At 69.5% G+C, this 15,696-nt stretch carries 13 protein-coding genes; 10 read left to right on the forward strand and 3 right to left on the reverse strand.

The window, feature by feature from the left end:
• Positions 1–305: 305 nt before the first annotated feature.
• The 10 genes from EV671_RS04580 to EV671_RS04625 all read left to right on the forward strand — a co-directional run bounded on the left by EV671_RS04580 (position 306) and on the right by EV671_RS04625 (position 9,205).
• Positions 306–1,088, forward strand: a complete 783-nt coding sequence (locus tag EV671_RS04580) for an SDR family oxidoreductase (protein WP_132570116.1) — start codon at positions 306–308, stop codon at positions 1,086–1,088.
• Entirely contained in the window at positions 1,072–1,704 is a 633-nt protein-coding gene (locus tag EV671_RS04585) for a YceH family protein (RefSeq protein WP_132570117.1), read from the forward strand. Before EV671_RS04580 ends, EV671_RS04585 begins: the two co-directional genes overlap by 17 nt.
• On the forward strand, positions 1,701–2,120 hold the full coding sequence (locus EV671_RS04590) for an acyl-CoA thioesterase (RefSeq protein ID WP_132570118.1): 420 nt from the start codon (positions 1,701–1,703) through the stop codon (positions 2,118–2,120). The genes EV671_RS04585 and EV671_RS04590 overlap by 4 nt, the downstream gene beginning before the upstream one ends.
• A 71-nt stretch (positions 2,121–2,191) precedes the next feature.
• Positions 2,192–3,658, forward strand: a complete 1,467-nt coding sequence (locus EV671_RS04595) for a cyanophycinase (protein ID WP_132570119.1) — start codon at positions 2,192–2,194, stop codon at positions 3,656–3,658.
• A 143-nt stretch (positions 3,659–3,801) separates the two neighbouring features.
• A complete protein-coding gene (locus EV671_RS04600; protein ID WP_132570120.1) occupies positions 3,802–5,436 on the forward strand; it encodes a cyanophycinase in 1,635 nt (544 codons plus the stop codon).
• A 16-nt stretch (positions 5,437–5,452) separates the two neighbouring features.
• The gene (locus EV671_RS04605) at positions 5,453–5,872 is read left to right on the forward strand and encodes a hypothetical protein (protein WP_132570121.1); all 420 of its coding nucleotides are present in this window, start codon (positions 5,453–5,455) and stop codon (positions 5,870–5,872) included.
• Positions 5,873–5,907: 35 nt separating this feature from the next.
• Positions 5,908–6,411 (forward strand): YbaK/EbsC family protein, encoded by a 504-nt coding sequence (locus tag EV671_RS04610; RefSeq protein ID WP_132570122.1) that lies wholly within the window; start codon positions 5,908–5,910, stop codon positions 6,409–6,411.
• Positions 6,408–6,635, forward strand: coding sequence for a DUF1289 domain-containing protein (locus EV671_RS04615; protein ID WP_132570123.1), 228 nt, complete (start codon positions 6,408–6,410; stop codon positions 6,633–6,635). Before EV671_RS04610 ends, EV671_RS04615 begins: the two co-directional genes overlap by 4 nt.
• Entirely contained in the window at positions 6,632–7,291 is a 660-nt protein-coding gene (locus EV671_RS04620; protein WP_132570124.1) for a 2-hydroxychromene-2-carboxylate isomerase, read from the forward strand. Before EV671_RS04615 ends, EV671_RS04620 begins: the two co-directional genes overlap by 4 nt.
• A 234-nt stretch (positions 7,292–7,525) precedes the next feature.
• Positions 7,526–9,205 (forward strand): MFS transporter, encoded by a 1,680-nt coding sequence (locus tag EV671_RS04625; RefSeq protein WP_132570125.1) that lies wholly within the window; start codon positions 7,526–7,528, stop codon positions 9,203–9,205.
• A gap of 163 nt (positions 9,206–9,368) precedes the next feature.
• Here the strand turns inward: EV671_RS04625 and EV671_RS04630 are convergent, their stop codons facing one another.
• The 3 genes from EV671_RS04630 to EV671_RS04640 are packed head-to-tail and all read right to left on the reverse strand — an operon-like array spanning position 9,369 to position 15,485.
• The gene (locus EV671_RS04630; protein ID WP_132570126.1) at positions 9,369–10,880 is read right to left on the reverse strand and encodes a tryptophan halogenase family protein; all 1,512 of its coding nucleotides are present in this window, start codon (positions 10,878–10,880) and stop codon (positions 9,369–9,371) included.
• Positions 10,881–10,885: 5 nt separating this feature from the next.
• Entirely contained in the window at positions 10,886–12,898 is a 2,013-nt protein-coding gene (locus EV671_RS04635) for a Sip1-related alpha-galactosidase (RefSeq protein WP_132570127.1), read from the reverse strand.
• Positions 12,899–12,956: 58 nt separating this feature from the next.
• The gene (locus EV671_RS04640; RefSeq protein WP_132570128.1) at positions 12,957–15,485 is read right to left on the reverse strand and encodes a TonB-dependent siderophore receptor; all 2,529 of its coding nucleotides are present in this window, start codon (positions 15,483–15,485) and stop codon (positions 12,957–12,959) included.
• Positions 15,486–15,696 lie beyond the last annotated feature (211 nt).

Consider the following 15,696-nt stretch of genomic DNA (forward strand, 5'->3'; position numbering starts at 1 on the left):
TAGCGCTCGAACTCCTGCAGTTCCTTCATCAAGGCTCACCTCTTGCTTGAAGAAGTGCGCATAATGCCTTGAATTTACTAACACAGTAAGACTAGGAGGCTGCGCGGCCGAGCGAGGCACCCGCGTTGGGCCTGGCAGGGGCGAGTTGCGGGACCATGCGGTGTTGCCGGCTCGTTGTGGGTCCCGACCCACGCCTCGCCGGCGCCTGGCCTGGCCCCGCAACTCGCCCCGGCTCGGGTGCCTCGCTCGGCCGCGCAGACTCCTGGACCGGTAGGATCGGTGCAACCCACTCAAAAGGCAGTCTCATGAGTTACTCCATCAACCTCGAAGGCCGCGTGGCCCTGATCACCGGTGCCTCCAGCGGCCTGGGGGCGCAGTTTGCCCGCACGCTCAGCGCGGCCGGTGCCTGCGTCGTGCTGGCCGGCCGGCGCGTCGAGAGGCTGAAGGATCTGCGGGCCGAGATTGAGGGCCGCGGCGGCGACGCCCATGTCGTGCAGCTCGACGTGACCGACCTCGCCAGCATCCGCGCCGCCGTGGCGCATGCCGAGACCGAGGTCGGCACGCTGGACATCCTGATCAACAACTCCGGCGTCAGCACCACGCAGCGCCTGACCGACGTCACCGAGAACGACTACGACTATGTGATGGACACCAACACGCGCGGCGCCTTCTTCGTCGCGCAGGAGGTGGGCAAGCGCATGCTGGCGCGTGCGCGCGGTGCGGCGCCGGGCACCTTCATCGGCGGGCGCATCGTCAACGTGGCCTCGATGGCCGGCCTGCGCGTGCTGGGCCAGATCGGTGTCTACGCGATGAGCAAGGCCGCCGTCATCCACATGACCCGCGCGATGGCGCTGGAGTGGGGCAAGTACGGCATCAACGTCAACGCGATCTGCCCTGGCTATATCGACACCGAGATCAACCACCACCACTGGGACACCGACCAGGGCAGGAAGCTCGTCGATCTGCTGCCTAGGAAGCGCGTCGGCCAGCCCCAGGACCTGGACACGGCGCTGCTGATGCTGTGCGCCAACGAGAGCCATTTCATCAACGGCGCGGTGATTCAAGCGGACGATGGCTTCGGTGTCTAAGCGAGACCTGACCCCGCTGGAGGCGCGCGTCCTCGCCGTTCTTGTCGAGAAGGAAGCCACCGTGCCGGACAGCTACCCGCTGTCGGCCAATGCGCTGACCGCCGGCTGCAACCAGAAGACGGCGCGCGACCCGGTCATGGATGTGGGCGAGGCCGAGGTACTGGCCACCGTGGAGGAGCTGAAGTCGCTCAGCCTCGTCAACACGGTGAGCGGCAGTCGTGTGCTGCGCTACGAGCACAACTTCGCGCGGGGCCTCGGCGTGCCGGGCGCCGCCCAGGCGCTGCTGACCCAGCTGATGCTCCGAGGCCCGCAGACGGCGGCCGAGCTGCGCCAGAACACCGAGCGCCTGCATCGCTTTGCCGATGTGTCCTCGGTCGAGGGCTTCCTCGAGGAGCTGGCCGGGCGCGAGCCGCCCTTCGCGATCCGGCTGCCCAAGGCTCCCGGCGCCCGCGAGGCGCGCTGGGCGCACCTGCTGTGCGGGCCGGTCGCCTCCGTCGAGCAGGCCGCCGTCGCGGCCATGCCGCGCGACGAGGAGGTGGCGCTGCTGCGCGCCGAAGTCGCCGCGTTGCGCAGCCTCGTCAACCGCATCGCCGCCGAGCTGGGCATCACGCCATGAGGTATGCGGTCCCTGCGGTCAAGAAGCTCACCTACGAGTGCCGCATCCCCATGCGCTGGGGCGACATGGACGCGATGGGCCATATCAACAACACGCTGTATTTCCGCTACCTGGAGATCGCGCGGGTCGACTGGCTGACGAGCATAGGCGCGCCGCCCAACCCGGGCGGCCAGGGGCCGGTCATCGTCAACGCCTTCTGCAATTTCTACCGGCAGCTCAAATGCCCGGGCGAGGTGATCGCGAAGCACTACGTCAGCGACCCCGGCCGCACCAGCTTCGAGACCTGGATCACGCTGGAGCGGGCCGACGAGCCCGGCCTCATCTGCGCCGAGGGTGGTGCGACGACGCTGTGGTTCGACGCGCAGACCGACAAGGCCATCGTGCTGCCGGACTGGGTGCGCGAGATCGTCGGTTGAGCGGCGGAAGCCGTGCTTGGTGCATGCCGGCTCTGTCATCATTCGCGGACTGATTGAGAAGGACGTTGGGCATGAGGGCATGGATCTGGGCGGGATGTGCGGCGTTGGCCATGGCCATGGGCGTGCAGGCAGCGCCGCCGACGGTGGCGCCGGCCTCGAGTGCGCCGCAGGGCTTCAAGCTGTTCCGGCCAGCAACGCCAGCCTCGGCGGCGCGAGGGACGGCGCCAGCCAAGCCGACGCCGGCAGCGCCGCCTCCTGTGGCGCCAGCGCCTGCAAGCGTCGACACCGAGCCTGCGATCCGCGGCTATGCCGTCCCCATCGGCGGTGCGCTCAAGGCGGACAACGACGAGGTCTGGCAGCGCATCGTGCACCTCGCCGGCGGCAAGGGCGCGCGCTTCGTCGTCTTCGGCACCGCCAGCGAAGACCCCGAAGCCAGCGCCAAGCAGGCGGTGGACCTGCTGCAGCGTCGCGGCGCCATTGCCGAGGCTCTGCCGGTGGCGCCCAAGTTCCTGTGGGTGGACCTGAACAAGGTCGTGCGCGACCCGGCGCTGACCGCCAAGGTCAAGGCCGCCAAGGGCGTGTTCTTCACCGGTGGCGCGCAGGAGCGCATCGTCGACGTGCTACAGCCCGGCGGCCAGAGCACGCCCATGCTGGAGGCCATCTGGGACGTCTACCGCAAGGGTGGCGTCGTGGCTGGAACGTCGGCCGGCGCGGCCATCATGAGCGCGGTCATGGTCCGCGACGGGCCGAGCATCATCGACATCCTGAAGGGCCGCTTCAACGATGGCAAGCAGGTCGACCGCGGGCTGGGTTTCGTCGGGCCCAACCTGTTCATCGACCAGCATTTCCTCAAGCGGGGCCGCTTCGGCCGCATGATTCCGCTGATGATGGCCAAGGGTTACAAGATCGGCCTGGGCGTGGACGAGAACACGGCGGCCATCATCCGCGGCGACGAGATCGAGATCATCGGCGACCGCGGCGCCCTGGTCGTCGACCTGACCGAGGCCAGGACCGACCCGTCGCTGGGTGCCTTCAACGTGCAGGGCGCGCGCCTGTCCTACCTGGAGCATGGCGACCGCTACCACGTGCGCGCCCGCGCCACCACGCCGTCGGCGCCCAAGCTGCGCGGCGAGCTGCACGACGCCGAGTCGCCCAGCTTCAAGCCCTACTACACCGACGACGTCTTCCACCTCGACATGCTGGGCGACTCGACGATCTCCAACGCGATGAGCCGCCTGATCGACAGCTCGCGCAAGGAGGTCAAGGGCCTGGCCTTCGACGTGCTGCCGCGCGCCAACGATCCGCTGGCCGAGCTGGGCTTCCTGTTCCGGCTCTACAAGTCCTCGGACTCCCTGGGCTGGAGCACCGAGGAGTTCGGCGGCGAGCAGTTCACCGTGGCCAACCTCTACCTCGACATCAGCCCGGTGCGCCTGCCCATGCCCCTGTATGGCAGTTGGGCGGCGCCCAGGCAGCCCGCAGCGTCGGCGTCCGAGCCGGCGGCCTCCGCGGGCGGCACGGGAGCTTCGGCGCCGCCCTGATCGTCACCGTTTGCGGTGCTTGTTCACCGACGCTTGCGTTTCCCCGGGCCGGCCCGCTGTCGCGGCGCCCGCCGAGCTGCCAAGATGGCGGCCCCTTCTGACTTCCCTGCGCCCGGCCGGCTGGCCGGGCCTTCCTGCCGATCTTGACCACCAACGCCCCGGCCGGCACCGTCATCGTCATCGGCGGCGCGCTCAAGGCCGACAGCGACGCCGTCTGGCAGCGCATCGTCGACGAAGCGGGGGGCGTCGGTGCGCCCATCGCGGTCTTCCCGACGGCGGCCTTTGAGCCCGAACGCATCGCGGCCCAGATCGTCGCCGCGCTGGGGCGCTGCGGCGCCCGCGCCGAGGTCATTCCGGTCGCGCCTCATCTGGAAGGCGTCGACCTACGGGCCCGGCTGCACGACCCGGCGCTGATCGCCCGCGTGGCCGCCTGCCGGGCCGTGTTCTTCTCGGGCGGCGCGCAGGAGTACATCGTCGACACGCTGATGCCTGGCGGGCGGGCCACGGCCATGCTGGACGCGATCCGGGCGGTCTTCGCGGCCGGTGGCGTCATTGCGGGCACCAGCGCCGGCGCGGCCGTCATGAGCCGCATGATGTTCCGCGACGCGATGGACAACCTGCTCGTCCTCAAGGGCCAGTGGCGAGCCGGGCAGGAGTACGACCGCGGCCTCGACTTCCTGGGCCCGGAACTGCTGATCGACCAGCATTTCATCAGGCGGGGCCGCATCGGCCGCATGCTGCCGGCCATGCGCTCGCTGGGCTATCGCCTCGGCCTCGGGGTCGACGAGAACGCGGCCGTCGTCGTCCGGGGCGGGCGGCTGGAGGTCGTCGGCGGCAGCGGGGCCGTGCTGCTGGACCTCTCCGAGGCCGTCAGCGACGCCGGCCTGCCGGCCTTCAACCTGCGCGGCGTGCGGCTGTCCCATCTCGCCGCGGGCGACTGCCACGACCTCGGCAGCGGCGTGACGACGCCGGCGCCGCACAAGTTGAACGAGCCCTGCATAGCCCCGGCCGTGGCCGGCTTCAAGCCGGGCCTGAAGGCCGACCGCTACTTCCTGGACTTCCTCGGCAATGGCTGCCTGCTCGACGCGATGCTGCTGCTGCTCGACGGCCCTGCGCCCGAGGTGCGCGGCCTGGCCTGCCGGGCCAGGCCGCGGCCCGGCGAGCCGGCGCCCGAGCTCGGCTTCGAGTTCCGCCTGCACCGCGGCGAGGGGCTGCGCGGTTGGCGCGGTGCGGCACTGGGCGGCGAGGACTGCACGGTGCTCGGCATGCGCCTGGACGTGATTCCCGTGCGTGTCGCCACCCCTTTGTTCACGCCGCTGGCTGTGCTGCCTCGTGCCGTGGTCGAATCGGCACAGGCGGGCCGCGGTGGCTCGGGGAGCATGGCGATGGCAAGGGTCAGTGGTGAATTCAGCGTCGGCATGGCGGCCCAGGCCGCCGAGGACGGCAGCGCAGGCATAGGCCGCATGGTGCTGGACAAGCGTTACCACGGCGCACTGGAGGCGCGCGGCGCCGGCCAGATGCTGGCCACGCATGGCAGCGTCGCCGGCTCGGCGGCCTATGTGGCGCTGGAGTCGGTGACCGGCACGCTGCAGGGGCGCGAGGGCAGCTTCGCCCTCGTCCACCATGGGCTGATGACGCGCGGCCAGCCCTCGCTGGAGATCGGCGTCGTGCCCGATTCCGGCGCCGGTGGCCTCGCCGGGCTGACGGGCCGCATGAGCATCCGCGTCGAGGGCCATCGGCACTTCTATGATTTCGACTTCAGCCTGCCTGAGGCTTGACCCCGGAGAAAGACCCATGAAAAAGATCCATCTGCTTGCCGCTGCCGCGGTGCTGCTGGCTGGCGCGGCCCAGGCCGCCGACGTCGGCGTATCCATCCAGGTCGGCCAGCCCGGCTTCTACGGCCGCATCGACATCGGCAATGCCGCGCCGCCGCCCGTCGTGATGGCCGAGCCGGTCTGGGTGCAGCGCCGGCCCGTGCGCGTCGAGCCCGTCTACCTGCGCGTGCCGCCCGGCCACCAGAAGCACTGGGAGAAGCACTGCGCCGAGTACAACGCCTGCGGCGTGCCGGTCTATTTCGTCCGCGAGGACTGGTACCAGCAGCGCTACGGCGAGCGTGACGAGCGCCGTCGCGACGACGATGACGACCAGGGCCACGGCCATGGCAAGGGACATGGCCGCGGCCATGACAAGCACGAGGGGCATGACCGCGACTGAAGCGCAGCAGCCCGCGCCGCGACACAATCGCGGCCATGGCTGAACCCGACTCCCGCCCCGAAGGCTTCCAACGCGTCAGCGCCGCACTCGCGGCCTCTGAACACCCGCACCCGCCGCTGTGGCTGGACGTCGCCGCCCGCACCGCCCAGGAGGCCGCCGATGCCCTTGGCGTCACGCTGGGGCAGATCGCCAAGTCCGTCGTCTTCCGCCGCAAGGCGGATGACTCGGCCGTCCTCGTCATCACCTCGGGCGACAGGCGCGTCGACGAGGCCAAGCTCAAGCCCCACACCGGCCCGCTGGGCCGCGCCGATGCCGACTTCGTGAAGGCCCGCACCGGCTTCTCCATCGGTGGCGTGTCGCCCGCCGGCTTTGCGCCCAGCGCCGGCGCCGCGCCGCCGGCGCTCTTCATCGACCGCGAGCTGTTCCGCTTCGACATCATCTGGGCCGCGGCCGGCCACCCGAACGGCGTGTTCAAGCTGACGCCGGCCGAGCTGGAGAAGATCACCGGCGCGCCGGTCATCGACGTCGTGCAGTCATGAAACCCGCGGTGGTTTCGCCCTGCGTCAACGTCTGCCAGATGGATGCGGCCAGCGGCTGGTGCCGCGGCTGCGCGCGCAGCATCGACGAGATCGCCGGCTGGGGCGGGGCGCCTGCAGACCGGCAACGCCACATCCTCGACCAGTTGCCCGAGCGCCGCGTCGAGATGCATCGCCACGGCCTGTGGCTGGGCCCGTGGCCGCACAGCGAGGACCAGGACCGATGAAGCAGCTGACCTTCTACTTCGACCCCATCTCGCCCTACGCGGCGCTGGCCTTCGAGGCCCTGCCCGAGGCGCTGGCCGGCCACAGCGTCGAGGTCGTCTACCGGCCCATCCTGTTCGCGGCCCTTCTGCAGGCACTGGGGCAGAAGGGGCCGGCCGAGATCGAGGCCAAGCGGCGCTGGACCTTCCGCCAGGTGGCTTGGCTGGCGCATGTGCAGGGCGTCGTGCTGGACCCGCCGGCCCAGCACCCCTTCAACCCGCTGCCGCTGCTGCGCCTGGCCTGGGCCTGTGCGGCGCCGCAGGGGCAGCCGGGCGACACGCCGGGGCGCTGGGTCGCAGAGCAGCTCTTCCACCACGTCTGGCGCGGCGCCGGTGCCGATGCCAACGAGCCGGCCCGCCTGGCCGAACTGAGCCGGCGCCTCGCGCCCGCGCAGGATCCGGCCGGCGAGGCCGTCAAGCAGCGCCTGCGCAGCGAGACCGAGGCGGCCCTGGGCCTGGGCGTCTTCGGCGTGCCCACCGTCGAGCTCGACGGCCGGCTGTTCTGGGGCCAGGACGCCTTGCCCATGCTGCGCGCGGCGCTGGACGGCGACCCGTGGTTTCGCAGCGGCATCTGGGAGTCGGCCGCCCAGCCCCGGCCTGGCGTCGCGAGGAAGCACTGAGGGCCTGTGCCAGGCGGGGGCCGGGGCGCTTCGCGCCGACGCAAACCGTCTCAGGATTTACCCGCTGACCGCATCGATTCCCGCATTGAGAAATGCTGACCCCGGGTTCCTGCGGAGTTTGTCAGCGTCGATTCAGACTCACGTCAGAACGGGGTCAGAGGCCATGTGAATAGTCGCACTGCAAGAGATGCCCCATCCCGCGGGCGTCTCGACATCAGACGGAGACTATTCATCATGGCAACTGCAGCAGCTTCCGCCGCGGCGCCGATGACCGCCGGCGAGAAGAAGGTCATCTTCGCGTCGTCGCTGGGCACGGTGTTCGAGTGGTACGACTTCTATCTCTACGGCTCGCTGGCGCCGATCATCGCGAAGCAGTTCTTCGCGGGGCTGGACCCCCAGGCCGCCTTCATTGCGTCGCTGCTGGCCTTCGCCGCCGGCTTCATCGTGCGGCCCTTCGGCGCGCTGGTGTTCGGCCGCCTGGGCGACATGATCGGCCGCAAGTACACCTTCCTGGTCACCATCCTGATCATGGGCCTGTCGACCTTCATCGTCGGCGTGCTGCCCGGCTACGCGACCATCGGCGCCGCGGCCCCGGTGATCCTGATCGGCCTGCGCCTGCTGCAGGGCCTGGCCCTGGGCGGTGAGTACGGCGGCGCGGCCACCTATGTGGCCGAGCACGCGCCACACGGCAAGCGCGGCGCCTACACCTCGTGGATCCAGACCACCGCGACGCTGGGCCTGTTCCTGTCGCTGATGGTCATCCTCGGCACCCGCTCGGCACTGGGCGAGAAGGAGTTCGGCGAGTGGGGCTGGCGCGTGCCCTTCATCGTGTCCATCATGCTGCTGGGCGTCTCGGTGTGGATCCGGCTGTCGATGAACGAGTCGCCCGCCTTCCAGAAGATGAAGGCCGAGGGCAAGACCTCCAAGGCGCCGCTGTCCGAGTCCTTCGGCCAGTGGAAGAACCTGAAGATCGTGCTGCTGGCCCTGTTCGGCCTGGTCGCCGGCCAGGGCGTGGTCTGGTACTCCGGCCAGTTCTACGCGTTGTTCTTCCTGACCTCGGTGCTCAAGGTCGATGCCTCCAGCGCCAACATCTGGATCGCGATCTCGCTGATGCTGGGCACGCCCTTCTTCGTCGTGTTCGGTTCGCTGTCCGACAAGATCGGCCGCAAGCCCATCATCATGGCCGGCCTGCTGCTCGCGGTCGTGACCTACTTCCCGCTGTTCAAGGCGCTGACCCAAGCGGCCAACCCCGACCTCGCCCGTGCGCAGGAAACCTCCAAGGTCACGCTGACGACCAACATCGCCAGCTGCTCCTTCCAGGGCAGCCCGACGGCGCGTGAGGTGGACTTCACGAGCGCCTGCGACATCGCCAAGCGCGCTCTGGCCGTGTCGTCCGCCAGCTCCGAGACCGTCGAGGCCGCCCCCGGCGGCCCGACCGTCGTGCGCATCGGCGACAAGGAGATCCAGGTGCCGACGGCCACCAAGCTGACCGAGCACAAGTTCGACGAGGCCAGCACCAAGGCCATCGCCGCCTTCAAGAAGGACCTGGGTGAAGCGATGAAGGCCGCCGGCTATCCGGCCAAGGCCGACCCGGCCAAGGTCAACGTGCCGATGGTCGTCGCCATCCTGTTCGTGCTGGTCATCTACGTGACCATGGTCTACGGCCCGATCGCGGCGATGCTGGTGGAGATGTTCCCGACCCGCATCCGCTACACCTCGATGAGCCTGCCCTACCACATCGGCAACGGCTGGTTCGGCGGCCTGCTGCCCTCCATCACCTTCGCGATGGTGGCGCAGAACGGCAACATCTACCACGGCCTCTGGTACCCCATCGTCATCGCCGCGATGAGCTTCGTCGTCGGCATGATCTTCGTGCGCGAGACCAAGGACGTCGACATCTACGCGAAGGACTGAGCAAGGACCGAGGACAGGCCCTTGAGGCCTGTCCGACGCCTTGCGAAGGCCATGCGGCATGCAGGCCGCATGGCATGACGCGGACCGAAGGCCAACCAGCATGCAGGCCGGTTGGCATGAGCGCAAAAAACAAAGAAGCCGGCTCGCGCCGGCTTCTTTCATTTCAAGCCGCGCAATGCCGCGCGACGAAGTCCTCGTGCGTGGGCATGCCCTGCGCCACCTGCGCCATCGCCTCGCGCTGCCGGCGCAGCATCGCGCTGCCATCGATGCCGCGCAGGTCCACCAGTGGGTCGTGCCGCTGCGGCCAGTTGAACTGGCCGATGTGCGCCGCCAGCCAGCTCTGGTTGCCGAACAGGTCGTTGCCCTCGGACACCAGCCGGCCATAGCGCCGGAAGTGGTCGATCTTCCACTGCAACGCGTCCGGGACGGGCATGGCCGCGCAGTAGCGCCACAGTTCGCCGTCGTCGCGTTCGGTCAGCTTGTAGTGCAGGATCAGGAAGTCGCGGATGCGCTCCCATTCCTGGATGCCGATGCGGTTGTATTCGGCGATGGTCAGCGGATCGAAGTCGCGGTCGGGGAAGAGGGCCAGCAGCCGCGAGATGCCCGACTGCACGAGGTGCAGGCTGGTCGATTCCAGCGGCTCCATGAAGCCGCTGGCCAGGCCCAGGGCCAGGACGTTGCGGTTCCAGAACTGGCGCCGCCGTCCGGCCGTGAAGCGCAGCGGTCGCGGTACCGACTGGGCCGGCGCGTCGAGATGGGCCAGCAGCGTCGCGGCGGCCTCGTCGTCGGAGATGAAGCGGCTGCAGTAGACATGGCCGTTGCCGGTGCGGTGCTGCAGCGGGATGCGCCATTGCCAGCCGGCCGCGTGGGCCGTGGAGCGGGTGTAGGGCGTGAAGTCGGGGCCGCGGTCGCAGGGCACGGCCAGCGCGCGGTCGCAGGGCAGCCAGTGGCTCCAGTCCTCGTAGCCGGTGTGCAGGGCCTCCTCGATGAGCAGGCCGCGAAAGCCCGAGCAGTCGATGAAGAAATCACCCTCGATCTCGCGGCCGTCGGCCAAGGTCAGGCGGTCCACATGGCCGCTGTCGGGGTGCAGTTGCACGGCGGCGATGCGGCCCTCGACGCGCTGCACGCCGCGGGGCTCGGCCATCTCGCGCAGGAAGCGGGCATAGAGGCCGGCGTCGAAGTGGTAGGCGTAGTCGTAGGTGGAGCGCACGTCGCGCGGGTCGCCCACGGGTGGCGCGAAGCGGTTCAGCCGCGCGGCGGCCCAGGCCATGGAGTGCTCGTCGATCGACGTGTCGCCGCCTTCGTGGCGGCTCTTCAGCCAGTGCTGGTGCAGCGGCGCGTAGTCGAAGGCCACGCCGTGCGGGCCGAAGGGGTGAAAATAGCGCTGGCCCTGGCGGCCCCAGTTCACGAACTGGATGCCGAGCTTGAAGCTGCCCTGGGTGCGGCGCATGAACTCGGCCTCGTCCAGGCCCAGGCTCTGGTTGAAGGTGCGGATGGGCGGGATGGTGGCTTCGCCGACGCCGACCGTGCCGATCTCGTCCGACTCGATCAGCATGATCGCGCAGCGGCGCGAGGCGAGGGCGGTGGCCAGCGAGGCTGCGGCCATCCAGCCTGCCGAGCCACCGCCGACGATGACGATGCGGCGCAGCGCGCGCGGGGAAGCGGTGTCGTGCATGTCGGTCATCCGAAGCTCAGGCTCAGCATTCTGGGGCCGCCCGTCGGCAGGTCGGCGCCCAGCAGGCCGTCCTGGTGGCGGAAGGGGTGGGGCGCGCCGTCGCAGTGCAGCGCCAGCGGTGCCTGCTCGCACCAGGCGAGGAAGCGGCCGCCGTCGCGCAGGGTCAGGTCGAGCCCGCTATCGCGCCAGCAGCGGCTGGCGACGGCCGCCGTGCTGTTGAACTTGTCGGCCAGGCCGATGACGGCGACGCCGCGTTCTATGGGCGCGAAGGACACGAGCTCCCACTCGCCCGGCGCGAGCTCGAAGCGCGGGGCCGTGTCGGTGCGGCAGCGCCAGGCGCGGCCGAGCCGGTGCGCGAAGGCGATGCAGTCGGCGCCAAGGCCTGGCACGTCGCCGGGCCCGGCATGGCCGGCCAGCGTGGCGGTCTCGCCGGCATTGAAGAGGCCGACGACGGCGGCGTCGCCGTTGCGGTTGAAGATCTTCAGCAGCGTCGCCTCGCGGGTCGGGTCGGCGAACAGGCTGTCGGGGCAGGGGAGGCCGGGGCCGTCGGCGCGCAGCACGCGGCCGTCGCTGAGCACGAGCTTGCGCAGCAGCGCGGCGTCGTGGCGGCCGATGCCGTCGGAGACATAGACCGGCCCGCCGGAGATCGCCCGAGCCGCCGCATGGAAGGCACCGCGCGGATGGCCGGACTGAAACATGTCCCAGTCCGGCAGCATGAACTCGCCGAACCACATCCCGGCCATCGCGTTGGCGAAGAGGTGCAGGCCGTGGCTTTCGGGGCGGTTGGGGAAGAAGTCGTCCGAGGTGCGCAGCAGCACGCTGTCACGGCTCTGGTAGAGGCACTCGGGCGTGCAGGCCATGCAGTTGATGAGGCGGCCGCCGAAGTGGCGCAGCGCCGAGGCTTCGAGTGCGCGACGGCTGGCGGCGCCGAGGGCGACACGCCCGCCCTGGCCGGCCGAGACGCCCTCGAGCAGGCCCTGGGCGTCGACCTTGACGCCGTCCACGCCCTGGCTGGCGAGGCTGCGATGCAGTTCATCGTAGAAGGCGGCGAAGCCCTCGGTGGAGGGGACGCCGAGCTGGGCGCCCCAGGGCCAGACGTTCCAGCGCGGCTCCTGGGCGAGCAGGCCCGGGCCGAAGGAGCGCGCGACGCGGCGCACGCCCCAGGCCGGGAAGGCCTCGGCGTCCAGGCCGCCCCAATAGCCGAGCAGCGCATGCCAGACGATGACGCGCTGCACGCCGAAGTCCTGCTTGGCGCTGCGCACCAGGGCATCGAGATCGCGGCCGAAGCGTGCGTTGGGCGCGAACGCGACGAGGCGCTCCTCGCCGCTGGCGGCCTGCCGCCACTGCTGCCAGCCATCGTCGAGGATGAGCCAGCGCGGCGGCACGCCGGCGTCCGTCAGGCTGCGCAGGCCGGCCAGCACGCGATCGGGCGAGACCTCCTTGTAGAAGGCATCCCAGGTGCACCAGCCGAACAGATCGACGAAGTCGGGCAATTCGCGCTGGGCGCGCAGCCGACCGCCGAGCCGGGCCGCGACGGCGCCGGCAGCGGCATGCACGAGGGCATGGGGATCACTGCCATGGGCAACAAAGAGGGCCGCGCCGCCGGTGCATGCCAGGTCGGGGTCGCCGGTCTCGGCGGCGACGGCGAGGCCGGCCGGCCCGGCGCGCAGCGAGAAGCGTGTGCGCTCGTCGAGCAGGGGCACGAGCAGCGTGCCGCCGCCGCGCGCATCACGGGCCAGCAGCCAGACGGTTTCGGGCTGCACGGCGGACTCGGCCATGCCGACGGCTGGCCGGGTCCAGAAGGGCGAGAAGCGCTGCAGGCTCGTGAAACGCTCCAGCGCTTCGAAGCGGCCGAGAGGGTGCTCGACATAGGCCGCGGGCTCCGCGTCGGGAGGCGCCAGGAAGCAGCCCACGCCGCTCGCATCGTCGAGCAGCCGCCAGCCCGGTGCGAGCCTCAAGAGGGTCCGGCCGGCGCTGCTCAGCGCAGCGTCGGCCGGATCGAGTTGCCAGTTGTGCATGAAGATGACCCGTGGGCCGCAAGGGAAGCCGGGCAGGCTTTCACCTGCCCGGGTTTCCTCAGAACGCGTAGCGCAGCGACGCGTTGATGGTGCGGCCGTTCTCGACACCGGCGCCGAACACCGTCGTCGAGCCCGGCACAAAGCCGCCACCGCCGGCGGGGTAGACCTTGTCGAACAGGTTGTTCACGTTCAACGCGCCGGTCAGGCCCTTGCCGAAGTCATAGTTGACGAAGGCGCTGACGACGTAGTGGCCGCCGATCCGGATCGTGTTGCCGCCATCGGCCCAGACGGAGTCCTGGCCACGGATGGTCGCGCCGAAGGTGGCCGGGCCGAACGTGTAGCGCGGCGAGATCGTGTAGCGCAGCTTGGGCAGGCCGGACTCGGTCTTGCCGATGAAGGCCGGGGCACCCAGGTTGGTCGTGATCTTCTCGTCCGAATAGACGAGGTTGACGTTCAGCGCGAAGTCGCCGATCGCACCCGCCGTCTCCAGCTCCAGGCCATCGGCCTTGTAGCCGACGACGTTGAGCTTGGGGCCCTGGTAGTTGGGCAGCGCGGGGTTGTCCTGGCGGGTCTGGTCGTAGTCGAACTCCTGCGTCGTGGAGTGGAACAGCGTGGCCGACACGCCGTAGTTCAGATGCTCGGTGTGGCCGCGGTAGCGCGCGCCGATCTCGTTCTGCCTGACCGGTGCCAGCGCCGCGTCGCGGTTGGCGAGCAGGCCGGTCTTGGCGTCGATGTTGGCGCTGAACAGCAGGCGGTCGGCGATGGCGCGGTTGCCCTTGCTGGTGCGGGCGAAGACGCTCAGGTCGGGCGTCAGCCGGTAGTTCACGCCGGCCGAGTAGTTCGTGTAGGAGACCTTGTAGTTCGACAGTCCGCGCGGCGTCGTCGCGTCGATCAGGAAGACGTTCTTCTCGGCGCCCGTGATCTGGCCGTCACCGTTCAAGTCGACGGCACGCGAGGTGCCGGCGGCATAGCTGGCGTTCGACGAGAAGTTCTCGCGGCGCACGCCGGCGTCGACGTCGAGGTCGCCGCGCTGCAGGTTCATCGACAGATAGGGGGCGTTGGTCGTGAAGTGGGCGTCGATGTCGCGGGCGCAGCAGCCGCCCCACTGGTTGTTGTAGCCGGTCAGGCCCGCGGTGGTCAGCGCGGCGCCGGTGCTGTCGTAGGCGTCGATGACGGCGCCGTTCTTGCCCACCTCGACGAGGCGCTCGCTGATGGCCCAGCGCTGCACGACGTTCTGGCGCGAATGGAAGATACCGCCCTTGAGGTCGATGGTGCCCAGGTCGAGCTTGAACTGCTTGTTGACCGACAGATCATTGACCAGGTTGCCCATGTCGGGCGTCTGCGTGTTGATGGCCGCGCCCTGGGACACCAGGCCGAGCTGGAGGTTGCTGGCCGTGACCGCCTGGCCGGTGTTGGGGCCGTTGTAGTACTTGACCGTCGTGCCCGCGCCGAAGCCCGACAGCATGTTGGCCAGCGTCATCACGTTCAGGAACTGGGTCTGGAAGGCGCCCGAGTTCTGCGACCTGCGGAACTTGTCGTCGATGGTGAAGCCGTTGTCCAGCGCGTTGTGGAACTCCAGGCCCACCGACTTGGAGTTGACGGTGATGCCGTCGGTCAGCGAGGTGTTGGTCAGCTGATGGGTGACGGGGTCGATGCCGGGCACGCTGGCGTTGTAGATGGACACGCCGGATTCGCGGGTCGCGTCATAGCCCGGCAGCTTGGCGAAGCCGCCGATGCTGTTGCCGTTCTGCGTTGCGCTGATGAAGGTCTGCGGGTTGGCCGGGGCGTGCTCGTCAAGCACCTTGAAGTAGGCGCGGACATAGCCCTTGCCGTCGTTGAACTCCTTGGTGATATTGCCCTTGAGCTGATAGCCCTGCAGCGCGTTCGGCGTGGAGCGGTGGGAGCCCTCGCCCTCGCGGTAGTAGCCGCCGATGTGGTAGTACAGGCCCTTGTCGAGGCGGTCGCCGTAGTCGGCGTCGACGCGCGTCTCGTTGTAGTTCAGGCCGCGTGACAGGGCCAGCGAGCCGCCCTTTTCCTTGCCGGTCTTGCTGATGTAGTTGATGACCGCGCCCGGGGCCTGCGATGCGAACACCGACGACGAGCCGCCGCGCAGCGTCTGGATGCTGTCGATGTTGTTGTCGAAGCGGATCCAGTAGTCGTTGTTCGAGAAGTTCATGTCGCCGAACTGAACGCCCGGCAGGCCGTCTTCCTGCAGCTGCACGTACTTGGAGCCGCCGGAGGCGATGGGCAGGCCGCGCACGGAGATGTTGGCGTTGCCGCCGGCGCCGGCCGTCGCGTCGGTGCGGATGCCGGGGATCAGCAGCAGCACCTCGGCCTCCGTGCGCGGGCCGAAGTCCTTGATCTGGTCCTGGTCGATGTCGGTGACGGTGACCGAGCTGCGCATCTTGGACTTCACGCTGGACGTCGCCGTCGTGACCACGCGGTCCAGGCTCGCGACGTCGGCCTTGGCCGCGTCAGGCGCCTCGGCGGTCTGCGCCAGGGCCGGCAGCGCCAGCGCCGCCAGGGACGTGGCCAGCAACTGGGCCAGCGGGGTCAGGGTGGGGTGTCGAGAGGATTGGGACTTCACGTTGTCTCCTTCATTGGAATGGTTTGCCTGGCAGTACCGGCCGCAGCACGGCCTTCTGTAACTGTTGGCTGAAGCATAGTGGTGCGAGTTTTTAAAAGCAATCGATTGCAATGCTAGGGAAAACCAGTGATGTTGGTGCGCGCCGACAGTTGCCCCGCCCCGGTCTGGGTTGCTCCCCTCTTGGGATGTGGTTCCGGCTTGCGGTCGCCGT

Origin of the sequence: Roseateles saccharophilus (genome assembly GCF_004342485.1) — a bacterium.
Lineage (GTDB): Bacteria > Pseudomonadota > Gammaproteobacteria > Burkholderiales > Burkholderiaceae_C > Pelomonas > Pelomonas saccharophila.